We start from the raw sequence: 22,853 nt of genomic DNA on the forward strand, positions 1-22,853 counted from the left end.
GGGGGGGGGTGGGGGCCGCGCGGGCGGGACCGGGTGTCCGGGCTGGCTCGACCAGCGGGGGCGACCGCGTGGGGGAGATCTGGGAGATCTGCGGTCGCGCCCCGGTCAGAGGGTCAGAGACCCAGCGAGGCGTACTCGTCGAGCGCGCCCTGCCAGCTCTTCTCCGGGTCGTCGCCGTTGAGGTCGACGCGGTTCAGCGCGTTCTGCACGGACTGGTGGATCGCGAAGTAGTTCTTGCCCTTGAACGGGGCGCCCTCGATCGCGGCGGCCCGGGTCGAGAAGATCTGACCCACCGGAGCGTCGTTGAAGAACTCGTTGGTGGACTTCTGCACGGCGTCAGAGGCCTGCGCGTCGACCTGCGACGGGAAGGTGCCGGCGTTCTCGAACGCCGTCGTCTGCTGCGCCGGGTCGGTCAGCCACGCGGCGAGCTCCTTGGCGGCCGCGGTGTTGGGGCCTGAGGCGGGGACGGTGAGGAACGAGCCGCCCCAGTTGCCGCCGCCGCCCGGGAAGACGTCAGCGACGTCCCAGCCGGTGACGCCGGCGGAGTTCTGCTCGATCGGGCCGGTCATCCAGGCCGGGCAGAGCATCGTGGCCCAGGCGTTCTTCTGGAAGCCGGCGACCCAGTCCTCGCCCCACTGCTCGAGGCCCGCGGACAGCTTGTCGTCGATGGAGGCGGTGAGGACCTGGTCGTACATGTCCTTGATCGCCGTGTTGGTCTTCAGGTCCTTCGGCTCGCCCGTCGCGGGGTCCTCGTAGGCGTCCTGGAGCTGGTTGACCATGCCCTGGTAGGTGGGCACGGCGCCGTCGAACCAGGCGGCGTCCGACTTCGCGACGAACTGCTTGCCGACGTTGAAGTAGTCCTCCCACGTGGCGTCCGCGCCGCCGAGGAGCTCGGCGACCTTCTCGCGGTCGGTGGGCAGGCCGGCCTTCTCGAACAGGTCGGCGCGGTAGCAGATGGCCTCGGGGCCGATGTCGGTGCCGTAGCCGATGACCTTGCCGTCCGGGGTGGTCGCCTGCTGCACCTTCCAGTCCAGCCAGCGGCCGTCGAGCGCCGGGTCGGCCAGGTCCTCGAACAGGTCGGGGTAGGTCATGAGCTCGGGGAGCCAGTCGACCTCGATGGCCTCGATGTCGGCGAGGCCCTCGCCGCCGGCGGCGAGCTTGGTGGTGAGGTTGTTGCGGGCGTCCTCGGACTTCGCGGCCTTGACCTGCTTGACCGTGACGTTCGGGTGCGACTCGGTGTAGCTGGCGAGCATCTCGTCCGAGTAGCCGAAGTCGTTGAACGTGGCGACCGTCAGCGTGATCTTGCCGTCGCTGGAGGCGTTGTCGGTGCCGTGGTCGTCGGAGTCGCCGCCGCAGGCGGTCAGGGCGAGAGCGAGGGTCGCGATGCCGGCGGTCGCCGCGACGACGCGGCGAGCTCGGCGGGTGGGTCGGGTGCTGTCGAGCACGGTGACTCCCTTGTCTGGTTCGGGCATGCGAGGTGGAGGGTTTGGGAGCGCTACCACCTCCATGGTGGTAGCGCTCCCACGGCCAGGAGACGATGCTGGCTGGCGGCGTTGGTGGAAGTCAAGCCTGGGAGGGGCGCCGATGCCGCATCGTGACGTCGGCGCTGGCGTCAGTGCAGGTCAGAGGCCTTTCGCGCCTGCGGCCTTGTCCGGATCGTTACCGGTCTTCACCCGGGGTGGAACGCTCGGCGAGCCACTCGCGGCCTGCCGCGCCCTCCGCCTCGAGCGTCGATCGGACGGCGGCGGCGGCCGCCTCCGCGACGGCTGCCCCGAAGATCGGCACGGTCGCGCGGACCTCGCCGTCGTACACCTGCCGGGTGCCGCCGTCGGGGAGCTGCTCCAGCCGCACGGTGCCGGTCACGCGCACGGGCGCGCCCGCGATCTCGACGGCGATCGTCCCGCGGCGCAGGTCGCCCTGCGGCCCCTCCCACACCTCGGCCTGCCGTACCTCCAGGTGGTCGCCGACGAACGGCCGCACCTGGGCGGGGATGAGGTCGGTGGGCAACGTGCGACGCACGGCGATGGTGAACCCGGTGGCGGGGCTGCCGGTCACGTCCGTCTGCTCGACGCTGCCGCCCGGGCCGCGCTGCGCGCGCCAGCGGACGAACGCCTCGTCGGCGAGCATCGCGACGACGTCGTCGGCGGCCGCCGCGTACGTGAGCTCCACGGTCAGGTGCACCAGGTCACCATACCGACGCCCGGGCAGCGCGGCCGCGCCCGTAGGCTGGTGGGCGTGTCCGCCATGAGTGACCTGATCGCCCAGAACACCGACCTCTCCGAAGGAGACGTCGAGTGGTTGCACCTGCTCGTCGGCGACTGGCAGCTCGTGTCAGACCTCGCGTTCGCCGACCTGGTGCTCTGGCTGCCCACCGCCGACGGCGGCTTCGTCGCCCTCGCACAGTGCCGGCCGTCGACGGGTGCCACGGTGCACTACGACGACATCGTGGGGTCGCTCGCCCCCGACGGGCAGCGCCCGCAGCTGGCCGCCGCGATGACGGAGGGTCGTGCGCAGCGCTCGCGGGAGCCGCGCTGGTTCGGCGCGTACGCGGTGCGCGAGGAGGCCGTGCCGGTGGTGCACGACGGGCGGGCGATCGCCGTCGTCGCCCGCCAGACCAACCTCGGGTCGGGCCGCACGCCCAGCCGCCTCGAGCTGAACTACGTGGAGTCCGCGGACGACATCCTCGCGATGATCGCGCGGGGCGAGTACCCCGCGCCCAACGCGGCCACCGGCCCCCGTCGTGGCGCCCCGCGCGTGGGGGACGGGCTGATCCGCCTCAACTCCGAGGGCGAGGTGCTGTACGCCAGCCCGAACGCGCTGTCGTGCTTCCACCGGCTCGGCGTCATCGGGCCTCTCGTCGGGCAGTCGCTGGTCGAGGTGACCGCCGACATCGTGCAGCACCAGGACACGGTCGACGAGTCGCTGCCGCTGGTCGTGATGGGCCGTGCGCCGTGGCGCACCGACATCGAGGCCAAGGGTGTGGCGCTGTCGCTGCGCGCGCTGCCGCTCACCGACCACGGTCAGCGCATCGGCGCCGTGCTGCTGTGCCGCGACGTGTCGGAGCTGCGCCGGCGTGAACGCGAGCTCATGACCAAGGACGCCACCATCCGCGAGATCCACCACCGCGTGAAGAACAACCTGGCGACGGTGGCAGCGCTGCTGCGGCTTCAGGCCCGCCGCATGGACGTGCCGGAGGCGCGGGCCGCCCTGGAGGAGGCGATGCGCCGGGTCGCCACGATCTCGATGGTGCACGAGTCGCTGTCGCAGACCCTCGACGAGAACGTCGAGCTCGACGACATGCTCAGCCGTGCCCTGCGGCTCGCCGCCGACGTCGCGTCGACCCGCACGCAGGTGCGCACCCGCCAGACAGGGTCGTTCGGGATGGTGCCCGCGCAGGACGCGACCCCGCTCGCGCTGGTGCTGACCGAGCTCGTGACCAACGCCGTCGAGCACGGCTTCCCGGGCCGCGAGTCCGGCAACGTCGAGATCGACGTGCAGCGGGACGGCGCGTCGATGCGCGTCGTCGTGGCTGACGACGGGGTGGGGATGCCGGAGGGCATCGCCACCCTGGGTCGCGCGTCGCGCAGCGGGCTCGGTTCGCAGATCGTGCAGACCCTGGTGACGAACGAGCTGCGCGGCACCATCGACTGGAACGCGCGCGAGGGCGGCGGCACGCAGGTGGTGCTGGAGCTGGTCCTGCGCGACGGCCAGCCGAGGTAGGGCGGCCGTCGCGGACGGACGGCGCGACACCACACGCGACACCACAGAGGGACGGACCGCACCAGGTGCGGTCCGTCCCTCTGTGGTTCGGCTCTGCGTCGGCTCTGCGTCGGCTCTGTGTCGCCTCTGCGTCGGCGCGACCCTCGCTGTCTCGGCGTGAAGTCAGCCGGAGCTTGGTCGGCCGGAGTGGAATCAGCCGGAGTGAAGTCAGCCGGCGCGGCGGGCGCGCGCCGTGCGGCGCTTGAGCGCCCGGCGCTCGTCCTCGCTCATGCCGCCCCAGACGCCGGCGTCCTGACCGGACTCGATGGCCCACTTGAGGCACGTGTCCACGACGTCGCAGCGACGGCAGACGGCCTTCGCCTCCTCGATCTGGAGGAGGGCGGGGCCGGTGTTGCCGATGGGGAAGAAGAGCTCAGGGTCCTCGTCGAGGCAGGCGGCCTTGTGGCGCCAGTCCATGTCATCTCCTCGGTGCAGGGAACCCGGTCCGTCTGAGGGCGCGCCAGCGCGCGCCCGTCCGGGTCCGGTGGGTGGGGGGTGCGGAATCTGCTGTCCAGCGTCACACCTCGTGAAGCGCCGCACAAGGGGTTACGGGGAAGTTTCTCGGGCATGAAGCGTGAGTGCTTGATCACACTGTCGTGAAACCGCAGGTCGCACGTATTCTGACGTGTCATGCGCGCTCCTGTCACCCCCTCGTCCGGCACCGACGGTGCTTCCGGAGGGCCCCGTCCGCCGGGCCTGCGCGTGGTCGCGGCCGGGATCGGGCTCGAGGTGGTGCTGCTCGTCGCCGCGGCCGCCATGGTCGGCGTCGAGCTGGTGCGGGGTGCCTCCAACAGCGTAGCCGTGAGCGTGTTCCTCGTGCTGTTCTGCCTGGGCCTCGGCTGGCTGCTCGTCGGCTCGTGCCGCGCCCTGTGGGCAGGCCGGCGCACCGGGCGCGCGCCCATCGTCGTGTGGCAGATCATGCAGGGCCTGGTCGGCGTCAGCCTGCTCACGGCCGGGATGCCGGCGGCGGTGCTCGCAGGGCTCGGGCTCCTGCTGGTCGCCGCCGCCGTGCTCGTGGCCGTCATGACGCGCCGCGTGGTCGAGGCCACCTCCGGCTGACTCGTCCCCTGGAGGGGAGGGCGCATGGACGCCGTCTCCCCGCGATCCGTCCCACCGCAATTCGGGCCGCGGGGTGCTGGGCTGCTCCGCGTCGTCCGACCGCGCCACCTGGACGGCCAGGACCCGGCAGCCCTGGACCAGCGCGCCGCGGCCGGGCTGTGCCGGCCCCGGTTCGACGGCGTCCGCGAGGGGCACGCCGAACAGCTCGTCGGCACCACGCTCGCCCGGGTGCAGCACGACAGCGGTGCGCCGGGCGCGCAGCTCCGCGAGGGCGCCCCGGTGCGCGAGGGCGGTCCCGGTCGTCGTCGAGGCCGCGACGAGGGCGCGCCCCGCGGGGTCGACCATCGCCGCGATCCGGTCGGCCTCGAGCGGGTGCTGCTGGACGAGGGCGTCCAGGTCGTCCACGACGAGCACGCCCGGGCGCAGCTCGTCGAGGAACGAGCGCAGGCCTGCCGACGACGGGGGTGTGGCGGGGACCGTCCCCGCGTCGCGGCGCAGTGCGGCGTCGCGGGCGACCACCCCCGCGAGGAGCCCAGCGGCGGCGAGGTGGCGTACGACCCGGCGCAGCACGGTCGTGCGCCCGCTGCCGCGCGGCCCCGTGACGAGCACCCCGTGCGTGACGTCGAGGCCGACCACCTCCGCCTCGTCGCCGCCCACGCCGAGCGGCACCACGAGCCCGCCCTCCGTCCCGACCCTGGCGTCCGGTGGGTGGGGCCGAGCCGCACGCGCGAGGTCCCGCTCGTCGACCGAGGGCGGGAGCTCGCGCACGGTCACCGGAGCTGCGCCCGGCCTCCCCGGCGGCCCGGCCGGGCTCGGGGAGCGGTGGTCGGGCAGCAGCACCTGGCACAGCAGCTGGTCTTGCCCGAGCCATGCCGCACGACCGGGCGGCCCGCCCCGGCCGGCGAGCTCGGAGGGCGCGCCGAGGAGGACGTCCGCGTGCGCCTCGCGCCCGAGCAGCACCAGGCGCGGGCCCACCCGGGCGGCGAGGCCGCCGAGCATCGGGCCGTCGGACGACAGGGCGAAGGCCACACCCGGGGTTGCGAGCGCCCGCGCGAGCGGGTCCCACGGATCCGGTCCGGTCAGCGCCGCACGCAGCTCCTCCACGGCGTCGACCACCACGAGCGTCGGGGCGGTCGGCGGGGCGGTGCCCAGCAGCCGCAGGAGTCGTGCGGCGCGCCGTGGGGAGCCGGGGCCGGCGAGCGTGCCGAAGCCTGCGTGCTCCTCCAGCGCGGCGAAACGGGACAGCGCGGCGGCCGGGGCGAGCGCGTGCACGTGCCAGCCCCGGGCCAGGGCGCCGGCCGCCAGCCCGACGAGAGCGGTCGTGCGGCCCGAGCGTGCTCGGCCCACGACCCCCAGGTGCCCCGCCGCCGGGTCCCAGCGCAGGAGCGTCCGGCGCTGGTGTTCCGGGTCGTCGCCGAGCGCCACCGGGAGGCCGGGCACCCCGCCGTCGCCGACAGGGCCTGGGCCCGCGTCGTCGCCGGCACCTGGAGCGGCGGCGGCGAGCACGGGGTCGCCGGCCCGGACGCTCTCCGGCAGCGGGGGCAGCCAGGGCGCGCGCCCGGCCCGCTGGCCCCGCACCGCGGCGGCCTCGCGGACCGCCTCGACGACCTCCGCCACGCCGGGTCCTGCCACGCCGGGTCCTGCCACGCCTGGTCCTGCCACGCCTGGTCCTGCCACGCCGGGTCCTGCCACGCCTGGCGCCGCCACGCCCGGCCCCGCCGCGCCAGTGCGTGAGGCCTCGGTACCGCACGCAGCTCCCCACGCCGGCGCGCGGCGCACGGCGGCCGGCGTCACCGCCCGACCTGCGGCGTGCGCGCACTGCAGCACCACCGGAGGTGCGGCCCCGCACCGCAGGACCGCTCGGCCGGGCGTTCCCGGGGGTATCCGGGCGGCGAGCGAGGTCTCGACCACGTCGAGGGAGTCCGCGGGGTCCACCACCCGCAGGGCGAGCCGCGCGGACACGTTGGCACGGAGGTCGGCGCTGACCGCGCCCGCCGGCCGTTGGGTCGCGAGCACGAGGTGCACGCCGAGCGAGCGACCCTGGGCCGCCACCCGCAGCAACCCGGGCAGGAACTCGGGGAGGTCGTCGGCGAGGGCTCGGAACTCGTCCACGACGACGACCAGCCGGGCGGGCGCATCGGCCACGCCCGCCGGCAGCGCGTCCAGGTCCGCCACCCCGTGGCGCGCCAGCACCTGCTTGCGCCGGTGCAGCTCGGCCCGCAGGCCGGCGAGGGCCCTCCCGGCGAGGCCGGGGTCCAGGTCGGTCACCTGGCCGACCACGTGCGGCAGCCGACCGCACGCACCGAAGGACGCGCCACCCTTGAAGTCCACGAGTGCCAGCGCGAGGTCGCCGGGGGACCGGCGGCAGGCGAGGCCGAGCAGCAGCGCCTGCAGCAGCTCGGACTTGCCCGACCCGGTGGTGCCCGCGACGAGCAGGTGCGGACCGTCCGTGACCAGGTCGAAGAGCACGGGCCGCCCGCGGGCGTCGCGGCCGAGCGGCACCGCCCACCCGTCCGCCCGGTCCCAGGCGGCACCGACGTCGGGGAGCTCGTCCAGCAGGGGGAGCAGGGGAACCGTGGCGGGGAACCTCGGGTCGGCCGGGTCTGCCGGGTCGGCGGCGCCCTCCAGGTCGCTCGCGGTCGCACCGCCCGTCCCGGGCTCCAGCGCGCCCAGGGAGCGGCGCAGTCCTGCGAGCCCGGCGACGAGCCGTGCGGCGTGCTCGGCCCAGGCCTCGTCGACGCCGACCAGCGGCCCGGTCGTCGTCGAGCCGTCGGGCGCCGCGCGCCGTACGCGACCGCCTCGCACCCGCCAGACCGTGCGGCACCATGCCGGCACGGGTGCGCCCTCGGGCAGGCACAGCAGCACGGCGCCACCGCGGGCGAGGGCGTCCTCGCGGCGCGCGGTGTCGGCGCTCGCGGCGCCGTCCCCCGGGTCGACGACCACCAGGGGAGGCCCTCCGCCAGGCAGCCAGCGGCACCACGACCAGGCGGCGGCACCGGCCACCTCGACAGAGGCGCCCCACGCCGCCAGCTCGACCACGACGGACCGTGCGGCGGCGAGCACCTCGTGCCGCGGACCGACGAGCGCGAGCGCCCCGTCGGGCACCAGCCGGGCGACGGCACGCGCCGCTCTCGAGCTGCCGGGACCGACCGCGACCCCGGCGCCCGGGTGGTCGGTGGCGCGGGAGCGCTCGTGGGTGCGCGCGACGGCGGCACGCCACGCGCCGTCGGAGGTCTGGTGCGCGGCTGCGAGCCGGGCGAGCAGAGGGCCGGGGGAGTCCCCCACCGTGGCGCGTTCGACGACGTCCCCCTGCCCGCCGTCCGCCGCGACCGTCGGGTCGGCCGCGCGTCGCCGGCGTCGTGCCGCGACCACCTGGGGCACCAGCGTGCCGAGCCCGAGCAGCGAGAACAGCGCGTACGCGGGCTGGCCGAGGACGATCGCGAGGACCACCGAGCCGAGGACGGGGACCGCGGCCGTGGCGAGCATCGCGACCGACCCGGGGGACGACGGCTGGGTCGACTGCGCCGAGGGTCGGGCCGTCGTCCGGCCCTCGCCGCCCTCTCGCCCGTCGAGCCATGCCGCGACCGAGCCGGAGCGGTGCAGCGTCCAGGCTGCCGGCACGGCGCCGCCGGGGAGCTCGAGACGGGCTCCCGGCCGCCATCGGCGCGGGAGCCTTCCGACCCGGCGCCGCCGGGCCCCCGCCCGGGGGCCGCCCGGCGGACCCGCGGAGACGAGGCCCGGCGGACCCGCGAAGAGGAGGCCCGGCGACGGGGCGCGCAGCGAGCGGGCCGGACGCTGCCGTCGCCCGACCGACCGGACGGTGACCCTGCCCGGCCGGCGCGGGTCAACGCGCACCATGACGCCTGGCGGCGAGGTCGCGGCGTCGTGCCGGGCGGTGGAGCGGGCGTCGTGCAGCGTGCGCGCGGCGCCGGGGGAGAGCGTGATCGCCGCACCCGCGGCCACGCCGTCGGCTCGAGCGACGAGCCAGGGTCCGTCGAGCACCGCGGCGGAGCGGTCGGGCCGTGACGGCGCGGCGGCGGCGTCGTGTGGCGTCAAGACCGCGCCGGGCAGGAGCGGCCGGGCCCCGACCACGTCGGCGTCGTCCACGGGGACGCCGTCTGCGGCCAACGGGATGTGCTGCAGCTCCGGGCGGCGCAGCAGCCCGGCCAGGTCGGCCCGGCAGGTGCCGAGCGGCGCGCCGGCCGGCAGGAGCACGTCCTCCCCGGGGTGCACGGTGACGCGGACGCCGTCGTCGCCCGGGTCGGGGGTGACGACGAGGGCGGGCACCGTGGAGGTCGACATGACCTCCAGGGTGCCCGCCCTGCGCGACCGTCACGGACGGCCTGTGGACAACGTCCGCGCTACTCGCTGGCGAGCGCCTCCACGGGAGAGGTCTTCACCGCGGTGCGGGCCGGGGCGACGGACGCCACCAGGCCGGCCACGGCGGCCACCGCGAGCATCACCAGCACGTCGCGCCACGGGACCACGATCACGGGCGAGCCCGCCCAGCCGAGCGCCGCCGCCGCGCCCGCCCAGCCGTAGACGAGGCCGAGCAGCACACCCAGCAGGGCGCCGACCAAGGCGATGAGAACGCCCTCCACGGCGAGCATGCCCCGCAGCTGGCCCTTGGAGAGCCCGATCGCCCGCAGGGTCGCGGACTCCCGGCGTCGCTCGATCACCGACAGGGACAGGGTGTTCGCCACGCCGATCAGGGCGATGACGACGGCAGCCGCGAGCAGCCCGACGACGATCGCGAGCGCGGTGTCGATCACCTTCTGGAAGCCTGCGCGCTCGACCGCGGCGCCGACGACGTCGGCGGGGGTCTCGGTGTCCGCGACGGTGTCCTGGATGGACGGGACGACGGACGCCGCGTCAGACGGGTCCTCGAGGCCGACCCACAGGCTGGTCACGGGCGCGGCCGGGTCGAGGGAGGCGAGGTCGTCCGGCACCACGAGCAGCCCGCTGTCCGCGAGGTCGGTGACCGCAGCCTTGACCTTCAGGGTCCCGTCCGGGCCGGTGAGCGTGAGCTTCTGCCCGTCGGAGATGCCCCAGGCGTCGGCGACGTCTGCCGGGACGACGGCGGTCCCCGCGGCGAGCGGCGCGACCAGGTCGGTGCTGCGCAGCACCGAGGCGGCGTCGTCCGGGTCGACGCCACGGACCGTGAGCGACAGGCCGGAGCCGACACCGTGGCCGGTGACCTTGGCCGCCGACGACGGCGACTCCACCACGGTGGACACGCCCGCGAGGTCGCCGACGGTCCCGGCGAGGGAGTCGGGGACGGCCGCGACGGTGCTGTCGCCGGCCGCGACGCTCGTGGGGTCGCTCGACAGGTCGGTCGAGACCGTGACGTCCACGGGGTAGCGGGAGTCCAGCTCGGAGTCCATCGTGACCCGCGCGCTGGCGGCGCCGGTCGACATCATGCCGACCAGCGTGACGCCGATGAGGAGCGCGGTCGAGGTCGCCGCGGTACGGCGCGGGTTGCGCAGGGTGTTCGCGGCGGCGAGACGCGCCGTCGGCCCGGACATCCCCACCAGTCGCCCGGCGAGCGCCACCACGCGGGGCAGCCAGAAGACCGCGCCCACGAGGACGCCCACGAACGAGAGGACGCCGCCCCCGACGGCGACCATCAGGCCGGTCGTCGGCTCGCCGGCGGCCGTGCTGAGCGCGACACCGCCGCCCAGCATCGCGAAGCCGATGACGGTGACGAGCAGCGAGAGCACCAGGCGCACCCGACCCGCGCCTCGGGTCGCCGACGGGGCGTCGGCCGGGCGGAGGGCCTCGAGCGGCGCGACGCGGGTCGCCGCGCGGGCAGGGGCGAGCGCGGCGACGAGGGTCACCACGGTGCCCACGACCAGCGGGATGAGGACGACGGCCGGTGTGATGCCGACGGTGGCCGGCAGCGGGACGCCCAGGTCCATGCTGCGGCCGATCGTGAGCGCCGCCTGGCCCAGGCCGACGCCCGCGAGCAGGCCCACGGCCGAGGAGAGGAAGCCGAGGAGCGCCGCCTCGAAGAGCACCGACCGGCGCAGCTGGGACTTGTCCGCGCCGACGCAGCGCAGCAGCGCGAGGGTGCGGGTGCGCTGGGCGACGAGCACCTGGAACGTGTTCGCGATGACCAGGGCGGCGACGAGCAGCGCCACGGCCGCGAAGACCAGCACGAACAGGGTGAAGAAGACGTTGTCGCCGCCGGTCATCTCGTTGGCGACGGACTCGGCGTGCTCCTCGGGCGTCACGACGCTCAGGTCGGCGGTGTCCGTGCCTGCCGCGGACGCGGCGCTGGTGAGCGCCCCGGTGATGGCGGTGCGGGCCGCCTCGACGTCCGTGCCGGCGTCGAGGGTGACGAGCGTGGTGGTGGGCGGGGCGGACTCCTCGCCGGGGGCGAGCATGTCCGCGTCCCAGCCCGTGACGTCCGCGGCCGGCGCGACGGCCGCTCCGCCCTGCAGGGAGTACGCGCCGTACGGGTCGGTGAGCGTCCCGCTCACGGTGAGCTGTTCGCGGACCTCGGTCCAGGCGTCCTCGGACTCCGGGTCGCCCTTGAGGACGGTGCGCACGAGGGTGACGGTGTCGCCTGGGGCGGTCTTGAGCCGCTCCGCGACCTTCACGGGCAGCGCGATCTCGCCCGAGGCGGTCGGCAGCGAGCCGTCGGCGACCTCGAAGGGGAGGACGTCGGTGTCGGTCGGCTCCGCCAGCACGGGCTGGTAGATGGTGCGACCGTCGGACTCGAGCTGCTGGTACGACAGGAGCTGCGGGTCGGCCGTGGCCACGCCGTCGGCGCCACGCACCGCGTCGAGTGCCGCGTCGTCCGCCGGGACGCCGCGCACGACGAGGTCGGCGCCCGTGAACTGGGCGGCGATCGAGTCGTAGGTGGTGCGGGTGATGACGTTGCCGGCGAGCAGGGTGATCGCGACGAACGCGGTGCCGATGACGATCGCGAGGCCGGCGGCGGCGAGCCGCCCGGCGCTGCGCCGCATCTGCGACAGGGTGAGGCGGATCATCGCGTGGCCACCGTCCGCAGCGCGTCGAGGCCGGCGAGGGCGGACTCGGGGGTCGGGTCGGAGATGTCGCCGGCGATCTTGCCGTCGGCGATGAGGACGACGCGGTCCGCGTAGGCGGCGGCCGCCGGGTCGTGCGTGACCATGATGATCGTGCGGCCGAGCTCGCGCACCGAGCGGCGCAGGAAGCTCAGCACCTCGGCGCCGGAGCGGGAGTCGAGGTTGCCGGTGGGCTCGTCCGCGAACACGACGTCCGGCTGCGCGATGAGGGCGCGCGCGATGGCGACGCGCTGCTGCTGGCCGCCCGACAGCTCGCTGGGGCGGTGCGTGAGCCGCTTGCCCAGGCCGAGCGTCTCGACGAGGGTGCCGAACCACTCCTTGTCGACGGTCCCGCCGGCGAGCTCGACCGGCAGCGTGATGTTCTGCTCGGCGGAGAACATGGGCAGCAGGTTGAACTGCTGGAAGACGAACCCGACGCGGGTGCGGCGCAGCGCGGTGAGGGCCTTGTCGTTCAGCCCCGTCACCTCGGTGGAGCCGATGAACGCCTGCCCGCCGGTGGCGCTGTCCAGGCCGGCCAGCAGGTGCATGAGGGTCGACTTGCCCGAGCCGGACGGGCCCATGATCGCGGTGAAACGGCCCGCCGCGAAGTCGACGTCGACGCCGTCCAGCGCGCGCACCTGCGCCTCGCCGCGGCCGTACGTCTTGGTCAGCGCGCGGGCCCGCACCGCGGGAGTGACGTTCGGTCGGGCGGCGGTGCCCTCGTCGGGGATCGGGACGTACACGGTCGTGTCCACGGAAGCGCTCCGGTGTCTCGGGGTGGTGGCCCGCGGCTCTCTCGGAGCCCGCCGGCCAGGACACCACCGACGCTACGGAGCGCGGACCCCGCCGACATCGGCCCGAGGGCGGGTCCTGCGTCGCTCCCAGGTCATCCTCAGGTATGACACCGACCCTGAGCCGCACCCTGACTCACCCCGGGGCCACCTTGTCAGAATCACGTGCGGGCATGGCGTGACCTGGTTCTGACAGCTCGCTCGGCCTGCCCGCTGTCAGACGCACGTGACCGTAGGGCAGGACGTGGTTCTGACAGATCGGGCCGGGGAGGCTGCCCCCAGACTGCGGCCGTCCTCAGATGTCCCGACGGCGACCAGCTCCCCCCCGCCGCGCCACGACGGTGGGAGCCATGACAGGTTCCGCCCACCTCTACCGCGTCCTGCCCGGGCTGCGCGATCTCGCCCGCCGCCAACGGGGCGTCGTCACCCGGGCCCAGGTCGGGGTCCTGGGCATGACGCCCGGCCACGTCGAGCAGCAGCTGCGCGCGCTGCGGTGGCGGTCGCTCAGCGAACAGGTGCTCGTCGTCCACCGCGGTCCGCTCGCCCGCGACGCCAGGCTCTGGGCCGCCGTGCTCGGCGCGCCCCGGGGGAGCGTCGTCGGAGCGTGGACCGCCCTCGAGCTGCAGGGTCTGGAGGGGTGGACGCGCGATCCCGTGCATCTCGTCGTGGCCCGCGGCGCGAAGCCCGACCGGCACCCCTGGCTCGTGGTGCACGAGTCGCGCCGGCTGCGGGCCGAGGACGTCGTGGACGCCGGCGGGCTTCCCGTGCACGGCGGCGCGCGGGCCGCCGTCGACGCGGCGGCCTGGCAGCCGACGTGGCGCACGGCGGCCGGGCTGATGGCCGCCGTCGTGCAGCAGCGCCTCGTGACGACCGACGACCTGTTCGCCATGCTCGACACGGTGGGCGCGGTGCGGCACCGCAAGGTGATGCGGCTGGCGCTCGCGGACGTCGTCGGCGGGGCGGACTCGCTCGCCGAGATCGACTTCGCCCGGCTGTGCCGGGACGCGGGGCTCCCGGAGCCGAGCCGGCAGTCACCCCGGCGGGACCTTCAGGGCCGACGACGGTTCCTCGACGTCGAGTGGCCGCTGCCGGGCGGTCGCCGGTTCGTCGTGGAGATCGACGGCGTCGGCCACCTGGAGCGCGACCGCTGGTACGCCGACCTGCTGCGGGACGCCGAGCTCGGCGCCGACACCCGCACCGTGCGGGTCCGCCTGCCCGCGATGGCCGCACGCTACGAGCCGGACCGCGTGCTCGCCGTCGTCCGCCACCACCTCGGCTGGTGAGCTGTCAGAACCAGGTACGCGTATGCCAGGACCTGGTTCTGACAACTCGCGCGGCCCCAGACCTGTCAGAACCAGGTACGCGTATGCCAGGGCCTGGTTCTGACAACTCGCGCGGCCCCAGACCTGTCAGAACCAGGTGCGCGTATGCCAGGACCTGGTTCTGACAGCTCGCGCGGCCCCCGACCTGTCAGAACCAGGTGCGGGTATGCCAGGACCTGGTTCTGACAGGTCGCGGGTCAGGACCCGGGGCGGACGAGGCCGGTCTCGTAGGCCGTGACGACGGCCTGCACGCGGTCGCGCGCATCCAGCTTGGCGAGGATGCGCCCGACGTGGGTCTTCACGGTCGCCTCGGCGACGAACAGGTCGGCGGCGATCTCGGTGTTGGACCGGCCCCGCGCCATGAGGACGAGGACCTCGCGCTCGCGGTCCGTCAACGCCGCGAGCGCGTCGTGCTGCGGGGCGGCCTGGTCGGCGGGCAGCGCGGTGACGAGGTGCTCGAGCAGCCGCCGGGTCGACGACGGCGCGATGACGGCGTCCCCGGCGTGCACGGTGCGGATGGCGGCGAGCATCTCCTCCGGGGGCGCGTCCTTGAGCAGGAACCCCGACGCGCCGCTGCGGATGGCCTCCAGCACGTACTCGTCGAGGTCGAACGTGGTGAGGACGATGACGCGGGGCGCGTCCGGCGAGGCCGTGAGCCGGGCGGTGGCGGTGAGGCCGTCGAGGTGCGGCATGCGCACGTCCATCAGCACGACGTCGACGCGGTGGTCGGCGAGCAGGCGCAGCGCCTGGGCGCCGTCGCCCGCCTCGAGCGCGACCTCCAGGTCCGGCTGCGAGTCGATGACCATGCGGAAGCCCGCGCGCACCAGCTGCTGGTCGTCGACCAGGGCCACGCGCACCACGCCCCCTGGCGTGCCGCCGGGCGGCCCGGCCGGGGGGAGCGGGTCGGTGGTGGGCGAGGTCATGCGTCCTCCTGCGGGGTCGTCGGCGGCGCGTCGGCCGGCGGCGTGGTGGTCATGGGGGCCGGGCTGGCTGGGCTGGCCGGGCTGACGGTGCTGACGGTGGGTGGCTGCGGCGCGGCGGTGACGGTCGTGCCGGGCAGCGGCAGCTCGAGGTGCACGCGGAAGCCGCCGCCGGCACGGGGACCGGTCTCGAGGGTGCCGCCGTACAGGTTGGTCCGCTCGCGCATCCCCCGCAGGCCGAACCCGGGGTCGTCGCTCGCGGCGGCGGCACCGCGGCCGTCGTCGAGCACCTCGAGCTCGACGGTCGACGGCGTCCAGCGGACGGCGACGGTGACGGCCGGGTCGGGCCCGGCGTGCTTGCGCACGTTGGTGAGCGACTCCTGGCAGACGCGGTACAGGGTCAGGCCCATGCCGGCGGTCAGAGGTCGCGGTGCGCCGACGCGCACGTGCGAGACGCGCAGCCCGCCGTCGCGCGCCTGGGCCACGAGGTCCTCGATGTCCTCGACCCCCGGCTGGGGGGCGGGCCGGCTCGTGCGGTGCGGCTCGCGCTGCGGCACGGCCGTGGTCGCGCCCGTGGACGGCCGGGCCGCCGCCGCGCCGGCGGACGGGGCCGGATCGCCGGGTCCGCCTGGCCCGTCGTGCTCGTCGCGCTCGGCGTCGTCGTCCTGGGAGCGCAGCACGCCGAGCAGGCGGCGCATGTCGGTGAGCGCGGTGCGCCCGGTCTCGCTGATGGTGCCGAGCGCCCGGACCGCGGACTCGGGGTCGGACGCCGCGGCGTAGCGTCCGCCGTCGGCCTGCGCGACGACGATGGACAGGGAGTGCGCGACGATGTCGTGCATCTCGCGGGCGATGCGGGCGCGCTCGGCGGCGGCGCTGATCCGCGCCTGCTGGTCGCGCTCGATCTCGAGGCGGTGCGCACGGTCGCGCAGGGCGTCCATCGTCACGCGACGGGAGCGGCGCACGAGGGCGAACGCCCAGACGGCGAGCGCGGTGACGAAGCAGAAGATCCCGACGGGGACGACCTCGGCCAGCCCCGCCACTCCGGTGTCGCCGAGCATCGCGACGGCCACCGGCAGCACGGCGAGGGTCCCGACCGCGGTCGAGCAGATGGCCGTGACGTGCGCCCAGGTGGGCCCGTAGACGGTCACCGAGAACAGGGCGACGAGGATCAGGAGGTCCCCGGGCATGATCATCGGGTAGCCGGCGAGGATGTGCGCGAGCGCGACGGCGTAGACGGCGACGGCCGAGGGCACGGGGCGGGTGCGGCGCCAGGGCAGCGGGGCGAGAAGGGCGATGCTCCACGCGATCGACCCGGTCCGGGACAGGAACGGCTCGGCCGAGTACAGGTCGGTGGCGGAGCTGATCGTGAGCGCGGCGAGCAGCGCGGTCGTCGTCAGGTCGACGCCGAAGCGGTGCGCCTCGAACCAGCGCCCCATCCTCTCGATCCAGCTCATGACGGCCAGAGTAGGTGGGCGACGCCGCGGCCGCGTCAGCCCGGGGGAGGAGCGGGGGCCGGCAGGGGTCGGTCCCGGGGAGGACTCCGGCGGCCGACGGCGGGCCGGAGAACCGTGGCGTCTTTCACGTCCCAGGACCAGCGACGATGCCGCTAGCATGAGGGAATGACCCACGTACTGCTGGCCGAGGACGACCCGGCTATTGCCGAGCCTTTGGCGCGGGCTCTCACGCGTGAGGGTTACGACGTCATCGTGCAAGGAACTGGTCAAGGAGCCGTCGACCACGCGGGGAACGCGGACATCGTCGTCCTCGACCTGGGCCTGCCCGACATGGACGGCCTCGACGTGGCGCGGGAGATCCGCGGATCCGGGCTCACCGTGCCGGTCCTGGTGCTCACCGCACGCGCGGACGAGGTCGACCTGGTCGTCGGCCTCGACGCAGGCGCCGACGACTACGTGACGAAGCCGTTCCGCCTGGCGGAGCTTCTCGCCCGCGTCCGGGCGCTGCTGCGCCGCACGCACGGCGAGACCGGCGAGGACGAGGAGCTGCGTGCGCAGGACGTGCGCGTCGACGTGTCCGCGCACCGCGCGTTCCAGGGCGAGCGAGAGCTGCACCTCACCACCAAGGAGTTCGACCTGCTGAAGGTGCTGGTCGCCAACGCCGGGTCGGTCGTGGTGCGCGACACGCTCATGCGCGACGTGTGGGGCTCCGACCCCGTCGGTTCCACCAAGACTCTCGACATGCACGTGTCCTGGCTGCGCCGCAAGCTCGGTGACGACGCCAACGCCCCGCGCTACGTCTCCACCGTGCGAGGGCTCGGCTTCCGCTTCGAGCTCGGCGCGAGCTGACACCGCAGGGCCAGGGCTGACCTCGTGCGTCGCCGCGTCCTGCTGGCGACCATCTCCGCGGTCGCCGTCGCCGTGCTCCTGCTGGGTGTCCCTCTGGGCATCTTCGGTGCGCGGTACGTCCTCGCCATCGAGGAGCAGCGCATCACCAACCGCGTCGACGTGCTCGCGCGCAGCATCGACAACACGCTCGAGCGCGGAGACATCGTCGGTGAGTCCACGGTCGAGCGGGCCGCCGAGGGCAGCGACGGCGACCTCCCCGCGTACGTCGTCGTGACCCTGCCGGACGGCACGCAGCTCACGGCGGGCGAGCCGGTCACCGCGCCCACGATCGACAAGGCCAAGCTCACGGACCAGAACGTGTCCGTCTCGATGACCGTGTCCGCGGTCGGCGCGTACGTGAAGTCCGCGCAGACGGTCGCGCTCGTCATCATCGCGGGGATCGTGGCGATCGCCGCCGGCATCGCGGTCGCGGTGTGGCAGGCCAACCGGTTGTCCGCCCCGCTCGTGTACCTCGCGGCGTCGGCCGAACAGCTCGGGTCGGGGCAGGTGCGCCCCCGTCTGGAACCCTCGGGCGTCGAGGAGATCGACCTCGTCGCCGCCGAGCTGGCGCGCTCGGCGGACCGGCTCGCCGGCCGGCTCGCCGCCGAGCGGCAGTTCACCCAGGACGCGTCGCACCAGCTCCGCACGCCGCTGACGGCGCTGACGATGCGCCTCGAGGAGATCACGCTCGCCTCCGACGATCCCGAGGTGGTCGAGGAGGCGCGGATCTCCCTGGAGCAGGTGGAGCGCCTCGTGTCCGTGGTGGACGACCTGCTGACGGCGTCGCGCCGGTCGCAGGGCGGCACGACGGAGGCCGTCGTCCTGGCGGACGTCGTGCACCAGCAGGAGGAGGAGTGGGCGCCCACGTTCGAGCGGGCAGGGCGCCGGCTGGTCATCGAGGTCCCCGACGGGATGCAGGTGCTCGCCACGCCGGGCGCGCTGGCGCAGATCATCGCGACGCTGCTGGAGAACTCCCTCAAGTACGGGGACGGCACCACCACGGTGCGCTCGCGCCCCTCGGGCACGACCGGCGCGGTCGCCGTCGAGGTCGCGGACGAGGGGCCGGGGGTAGCCGACGACGTCGCGACCCGCATCTTCGAGCGTGGCACGACGACGGGTGGCAGCACCGGCCTCGGCCTCGCCCTGGCCCGTGACCTCGCGGCGGCCGACGGCGGACGGCTCGAGCTGGCGCAGCGCCGGCCCCCGGTCTTCGCGCTCTTCCTGGCCGGCGTGCCGCGCACGCTCGATCCCCACCTCGTGCTGCCACCCGGCACGACCATCTCCTCCCGTGGCCGCCGGCGCGGATGGCTCCACCACCACGGCGACTGACGGGCGGCGTCCGGACGGCAGGAGCACGGCGCCCTCCCTCGGGCCGGTATCCTCGATGCCCGTGACCGGACCCCACGCCACCGCCCCTGTCGTCGCCGTCGTCGGAGGGGGTCAGCTCGCCCGCATGATGGCCCCCGCGGCCGCAGAGCTGGGCGTGGGCCTGCGGGTCCTCGTCGAGGACCCGGCGTCGTCCGCGGCGCAGGTGGTCACGGACACCCCGGTGGGCGTGGCGAGCGACGACGCGGCGATCCGTGCCCTCATCGCCCCCGCCGACGGGCGGCCCGCGGCCGCGGTGCTCACCTTCGAGCACGAGCACGTGCCGAACGTCCTGCTCCAGGACCTCATCGACCACGGCACGCCCGTGCGTCCTGGCCCGCACGCCCTCGTGCAGGCGCAGGACAAGATCGTCATGCGGCGCCGGCTCACCGAGCTCGGCCTGCCGTGCCCGCGCTGGGCGGCCCTGCCGACCGACCCTGCCGAGGCGCGCGAGGCGCTCGACGCCTTCCTCGCCGAGGAGGACGGGCACGAGGCCGTGGTGAAGACGTCCCGCGGGGGCTACGACGGCAAGGGCGTCCGCGTCGTGTCGTCGTCGGACGACGTCACCGACTGGCTGCAGGGCGTCGTCGACGGCGGTCCCGCGCTGCTGGTGGAGCGGAAGGTGCCGTTCGTGCGCGAGCTGGCGGCGCTGGTCGCCCGTCGCCCGTCGGGCGAGGTGCGCACCTGGCCGGTCGTCGAGTCCGTCCAGCGTGACGGGGTGTGCGCGGAGGTCGTGGCGCCCGCCCCCGACCTGGACCCCGCCGTGGACGAGGAGGCCCGCCGGATCGCCGTCGCGGTGGCCGAGGGGCTCGACGTGACCGGGGTCCTCGCGGTCGAGCTGTTCGAGACCCGGGAGGCCGACGGCAGCACCGCGGTGTGGGTCAACGAGCTCGCGATGCGCCCCCACAACTCCGGCCACTGGACCATCGACGGCGCCGTGACAAGCCAGTTCGAGCAGCACCTGCGCGCCGTGCTCGACCTGCCCCTCGGCGACACCACCGCCCGGGCGCCGTGGACCGTGATGGCGAACGTGCTGGGCTCGACCCTCGACGCCCTCACCGACGCCCTGCCCGACGTGCTCGCGCACTACCCCGAGGCGCGGGTCAACCTGTACGGCAAGGGCATCCGCCCGGGCCGCAAGCTCGGTCACGTCAACGTGAGCGGCACCGACCTCGACGAGGTGCGCCGTCGTGCCCTCGGCGCGGCGGCGCTGCTGCGCGGCGAGGCCGGCCCGGCCGGCACCGCCACCGCCGGGGCCCCCACCACGACCGCCACCAGCAAGGAGCACGCATGAGCACGCCTGTCGTCGGGATCGTCATGGGCTCGGACTCGGACTGGCCGGTGATGGAGGCTGCCGCGGACGCGCTCGCCGAGCTCGGGGTCGAGTCCGAGGTCGACGTCGTCTCCGCGCACCGGATGCCGACGGAGATGATCGACTACGGCCGCACGGCCGCCGAGCGGGGCCTGCGGGTGATCGTCGCGGGGGCCGGCGGCGCCGCGCACCTGCCCGGCATGCTCGCCGCCGTCACGCCGCTGCCGGTGGTCGGCGTGCCGGTACCGCTGCGCCACCTCGACGGCATGGACTCGCTGCTGTCCATCGTGCAGATGCCCGCGGGCGTGCCCGTGGCGACCGTGTCCGTCGGCGGGGCCCGCAACGCGGGCCTGCTCGCCGCGCGCATCCTCGCCGCCGGGACCGGGCCCGAGGACCTCGCGCTGCGCGAGCGCATGGTCGCCTTCCAGGCCGAGCTCGGCGACGTCGCGCGCGCCAAGGGTGCCAAGCTGCGGGCCGCGCGCGAGGGCGCCCGCCGCACCGGCTTCTCCGCCTGACGCGAAGGGCTCAGCCCTCGACGCGCTCGCCCACCGTGTGCACCACGGTCACCTCGGGGTCCCACGGGACGAGCTCGTTGACCGCCGACTGGAGGGCCGCGACGTCGGGCACGTCGCCGGGGCCGCGGACCTCGACGACCACGTCCGTCGTGCCCTGCCACGTGACGTCCTCGACGTCGGCGCCGGGGGTGTCCGCGAGCCAGGCCTCCGCCGCGGCGCGGACCTGGCCGGCCCAGACGTCGGCGAGCACGGACTGGGCGGTGTTGGCGGCCATGGGCAGCGCCACCACGACGACGGCGAGCGCACCGACGAGGACGGCGCGGCGGGGCCGGCGTCGGCCACCGGCGTCCTGCCGGGCCTGCGCGGCGTCCGACGCGTAGCCCGCGCCGGTGAACACCACCGTGGACGCCACGACGAGCGCGACCACGTTGGAGCCGAACAGCAGAAGCGCGCCGGCCGCGAGGGCGGGCTCGCCCGCACCCAGGCAGACACCCACCACGCCGAGCGGCGGCACGAGGGAGATGGCGATCGCGATGCCCGGCAGGACGTCGCCGAGGTCGCGGCGCGCGAGGGCGATGGAGCCGGCGAACCCGGTGGCGAACGCGGCGACGAGGTCGCCGACGCCGGGCGAGGTACGCCCGGTGACCTGGGAGTTCGACACGACCTGCGACGTCTCCGGCAGCACCAGGGCGACCAGCCAGCCGATCGCGACGACGAGTGCCAGCCCGCCCAGCACGTAGAGGGCGGAGCGCCCGACCAGTCGTCCGCGCCCCGTGACGATCCCGAGGCCGAAGCCGAGGATGGGCGTCGACAGCGGCGCGATGATCATCGCCCCGATCACCGTGGCGGTGGAGTCGGTGACGACGCCGGACACCGCGATGATCCCGGACAGCACCAGCATCGCCCAGAAGGCGGAACGCTTGGCCCCGACCTCGCCGGAGGTGAGGTCGAGCCGGTCGGTGAGCTCGGCGAGGTCGCGGCGCTGCGCAGCTGGGACGACGGCCGAGAGGAATCGACCCCGCGGCGCGGCGGGGGCGGTGGCGAGGGCGTCGGCAGCGGACATCGGACCTCCGGGGGCGCGGTACCCGCCGTCCGGCCGGGCAGCCCGGGGCTCGGCGCTCCGCGGCGAGGAAAGTATGCCGTGCCCGCGTCGTCGAGGTGGCACGGCACGCGCCGAGGTAGTTCCGGTCCGGCCGAGGTAGTACACCTCGTGCCGAGGTAGGGGCCTGGGCCACTACCTCGGCACGGGTGGGACTACCTCGGCACGAGCTGCACTACCTCGGCGTCAGCCGGGCATGCCGCCGACGGTGCTGCCGGGCTCGAGCTCGCCGTCGCGCACGTCGGCCCAGAACTTGTCGGTCTTGTCGGCGTCGAGCAGCACGGTCGAGCCGACTCCGGTGCCGGGGTCGTAGCCCGGGTCCGCGATCGGCGGGGTGCCGGTGACGCCGTCCGGGCCGGTGGCGGCCTTGAAGGCCAGGCCCAGGCGGCCGAGGTCGACGATGCCGGAGCTCTCGTCCACGGTGAGCGCGTCGGTGCCGGCGTTGACGAGCTTCACCTGGTCGACCGGGTTGAGCAGCACGCTCGGCTTGACGACCTTGGCGGCGACGGCGGCGATGACCTGCTGCTGCCGCTCCGCCCGGCCGATGTCGCCCTTGGGGTCGGAGTACCGCATGCGCGAGAAGGCGAGCGCCGTCTCGCCGTCGGCCATGTGGCAGCCCTTCTCCCAGTGCAGGTCGCTCTTCTTGTCGTCGACGTCCTTCGGGTAGCACAGCTCGACGCCGCCGACCGCGTCGACGATCTCCTCGACGCTGCCGAACCCGACCTCCGCGTAGTGGTCGACGGTCAGGCCGGTCAGGCCCTCCACGGTCTCGACGAGGAGGGGAGCACCACCGTAGGAGTACGCGGCGTTGATCTTGTTCGCCTTGTGCCCCGGGATCTCGGTGTACGTGTCGCGGGGGATCGAGATCAGGGCGGCCGGCCCGCTCTTGGGCTTGTGCAGCACCATGATCGTGTCCGTCCGGGCGCCGCTCGTCCCGTCCTCGGGCACCGTGCCGGTACCGCGCTCGTCCGACCCGGCCAGGAGATAGGTGGTGCCGGGCGTCCCCGCGGCGTCCGACAGGGCCTCGATGTGCTGGATCTTGCCGTTGGCCCACACGATCAGGCCGATCGGCCAGGCGAGCAGCAGCACGAGCACGAGCACGGCGACCAGCCCCGCGACACGCCCCTTGCGCACGCGGAAGCCGCCACCACCCGCGGTCGCCGCCGCAGCGTCGCCCGGGCCGCCGGGACCGGCCGGCGGCGGCGTGCGCGGCGCGGCCTGGGTGCTGCGCGCCTGCGCGGGCATGACGCGGGTGCCCGACCCTTGCCGGGCCGCGGGCGGGCGGGACGCGGGCGCCGCCTGCGAGCCGCGCGGCGCGTACGACCGGGGCTTCGGCGC

The 22,853-nt window shown here is 75.0% G+C and carries 16 protein-coding genes; 6 read left to right on the plus strand and 10 right to left on the minus strand.

What is annotated here, in order from left to right; genetic code table 11:
- Window positions 1-113: 113 nt before the first annotated feature.
- Together ACFT55_RS08915 and ACFT55_RS08920 are read right to left on the minus strand one after the other, a co-directional pair.
- Entirely contained in the window at window positions 114-1,472 is a 1,359-nt protein-coding gene (locus tag ACFT55_RS08915; RefSeq protein ID WP_380243461.1) for an ABC transporter substrate-binding protein, read from the minus strand.
- A gap of 187 nt (window positions 1,473-1,659) precedes the next feature.
- Window positions 1,660-2,181 carry a DUF2505 domain-containing protein gene (locus ACFT55_RS08920; RefSeq protein WP_380243462.1) on the minus strand — a complete coding sequence of 174 codons (522 nt, stop codon included), beginning with the start codon at window positions 2,179-2,181 and terminating at the stop codon, window positions 1,660-1,662.
- A gap of 63 nt (window positions 2,182-2,244) precedes the next feature.
- Here ACFT55_RS08920 and ACFT55_RS08925 point away from each other — a divergent pair, with 63 nt between their 5' ends.
- Entirely contained in the window at window positions 2,245-3,720 is a 1,476-nt protein-coding gene (locus tag ACFT55_RS08925; protein ID WP_380243475.1) for a sensor histidine kinase, read from the plus strand.
- A gap of 207 nt (window positions 3,721-3,927) precedes the next feature.
- Here the strand turns inward: ACFT55_RS08925 and ACFT55_RS08930 are convergent, their stop codons facing one another.
- The 4 genes from ACFT55_RS08930 to ACFT55_RS08945 form a co-directional block, all read right to left on the minus strand.
- Window positions 3,928-4,176 (minus strand): WhiB family transcriptional regulator, encoded by a 249-nt coding sequence (locus tag ACFT55_RS08930; protein WP_166849954.1) that lies wholly within the window; start codon window positions 4,174-4,176, stop codon window positions 3,928-3,930.
- 129 nt (window positions 4,177-4,305) lie between these two features.
- Window positions 4,306-9,120, minus strand: coding sequence for an FtsK/SpoIIIE domain-containing protein (locus tag ACFT55_RS08935; RefSeq protein ID WP_380243463.1), 4,815 nt, complete (start codon window positions 9,118-9,120; stop codon window positions 4,306-4,308).
- Between the two features lie 59 nt (window positions 9,121-9,179).
- On the minus strand, window positions 9,180-11,813 hold the full coding sequence (locus ACFT55_RS08940) for an FtsX-like permease family protein (RefSeq protein WP_380243464.1): 2,634 nt from the start codon (window positions 11,811-11,813) through the stop codon (window positions 9,180-9,182).
- Window positions 11,810-12,604 (minus strand): ABC transporter ATP-binding protein, encoded by a 795-nt coding sequence (locus ACFT55_RS08945; protein ID WP_380243465.1) that lies wholly within the window; start codon window positions 12,602-12,604, stop codon window positions 11,810-11,812. Before ACFT55_RS08945 ends, ACFT55_RS08940 begins: the two co-directional genes overlap by 4 nt.
- A gap of 386 nt (window positions 12,605-12,990) precedes the next feature.
- On the opposite strand from ACFT55_RS08945, the gene ACFT55_RS08950 reads away from it, so the two are divergent.
- Window positions 12,991-13,923 (plus strand): hypothetical protein, encoded by a 933-nt coding sequence (locus ACFT55_RS08950; protein ID WP_380243466.1) that lies wholly within the window; start codon window positions 12,991-12,993, stop codon window positions 13,921-13,923.
- A 236-nt stretch (window positions 13,924-14,159) separates the two neighbouring features.
- On the opposite strand, the gene ACFT55_RS08955 is transcribed toward ACFT55_RS08950, so the two are convergent.
- Window positions 14,160-14,885, minus strand: coding sequence for a response regulator (locus tag ACFT55_RS08955; RefSeq protein WP_380243467.1), 726 nt, complete (start codon window positions 14,883-14,885; stop codon window positions 14,160-14,162).
- On the minus strand, window positions 14,882-16,336 hold the full coding sequence (locus tag ACFT55_RS08960) for a sensor histidine kinase (protein WP_380243468.1): 1,455 nt from the start codon (window positions 16,334-16,336) through the stop codon (window positions 14,882-14,884). Before ACFT55_RS08960 ends, ACFT55_RS08955 begins: the two co-directional genes overlap by 4 nt.
- A gap of 165 nt (window positions 16,337-16,501) precedes the next feature.
- On the opposite strand from ACFT55_RS08960, the gene ACFT55_RS08965 reads away from it, so the two are divergent.
- Genes ACFT55_RS08965 through purE form a run of 4 tightly spaced genes read left to right on the plus strand, consistent with a single transcriptional unit; the run spans window position 16,502 to window position 20,416 of the window.
- Entirely contained in the window at window positions 16,502-17,185 is a 684-nt protein-coding gene (locus tag ACFT55_RS08965) for a response regulator transcription factor (protein WP_380243469.1), read from the plus strand.
- 24 nt (window positions 17,186-17,209) lie between these two features.
- Window positions 17,210-18,553, plus strand: coding sequence for an ATP-binding protein (locus ACFT55_RS08970; RefSeq protein ID WP_380243470.1), 1,344 nt, complete (start codon window positions 17,210-17,212; stop codon window positions 18,551-18,553).
- Window positions 18,554-18,608: 55 nt separating this feature from the next.
- Window positions 18,609-19,883 carry a 5-(carboxyamino)imidazole ribonucleotide synthase gene (locus ACFT55_RS08975; RefSeq protein WP_380243471.1) on the plus strand — a complete coding sequence of 425 codons (1,275 nt, stop codon included), beginning with the start codon at window positions 18,609-18,611 and terminating at the stop codon, window positions 19,881-19,883.
- Window positions 19,880-20,416, plus strand: a complete 537-nt coding sequence (gene purE / locus ACFT55_RS08980; RefSeq protein WP_380243472.1) for a 5-(carboxyamino)imidazole ribonucleotide mutase — start codon at window positions 19,880-19,882, stop codon at window positions 20,414-20,416. Before ACFT55_RS08975 ends, purE begins: the two co-directional genes overlap by 4 nt.
- 10 nt (window positions 20,417-20,426) lie before the next feature.
- On the opposite strand, the gene ACFT55_RS08985 is transcribed toward purE, so the two are convergent.
- The gene (locus ACFT55_RS08985; protein ID WP_380243473.1) at window positions 20,427-21,479 is read right to left on the minus strand and encodes a TIGR00341 family protein; all 1,053 of its coding nucleotides are present in this window, start codon (window positions 21,477-21,479) and stop codon (window positions 20,427-20,429) included.
- Window positions 21,480-21,701: 222 nt separating this feature from the next.
- Window positions 21,702-22,853, minus strand: a 1,152-nt coding sequence (locus ACFT55_RS08990) for an LCP family protein (RefSeq protein WP_380243474.1), incomplete at its 5' end; no start/stop codon positions are given.

This window comes from Isoptericola sp. NPDC057191 (assembly GCF_042670225.1).
In the GTDB taxonomy this organism is placed as follows: Bacteria; Actinomycetota; Actinomycetes; order Actinomycetales; family Cellulomonadaceae; genus Isoptericola.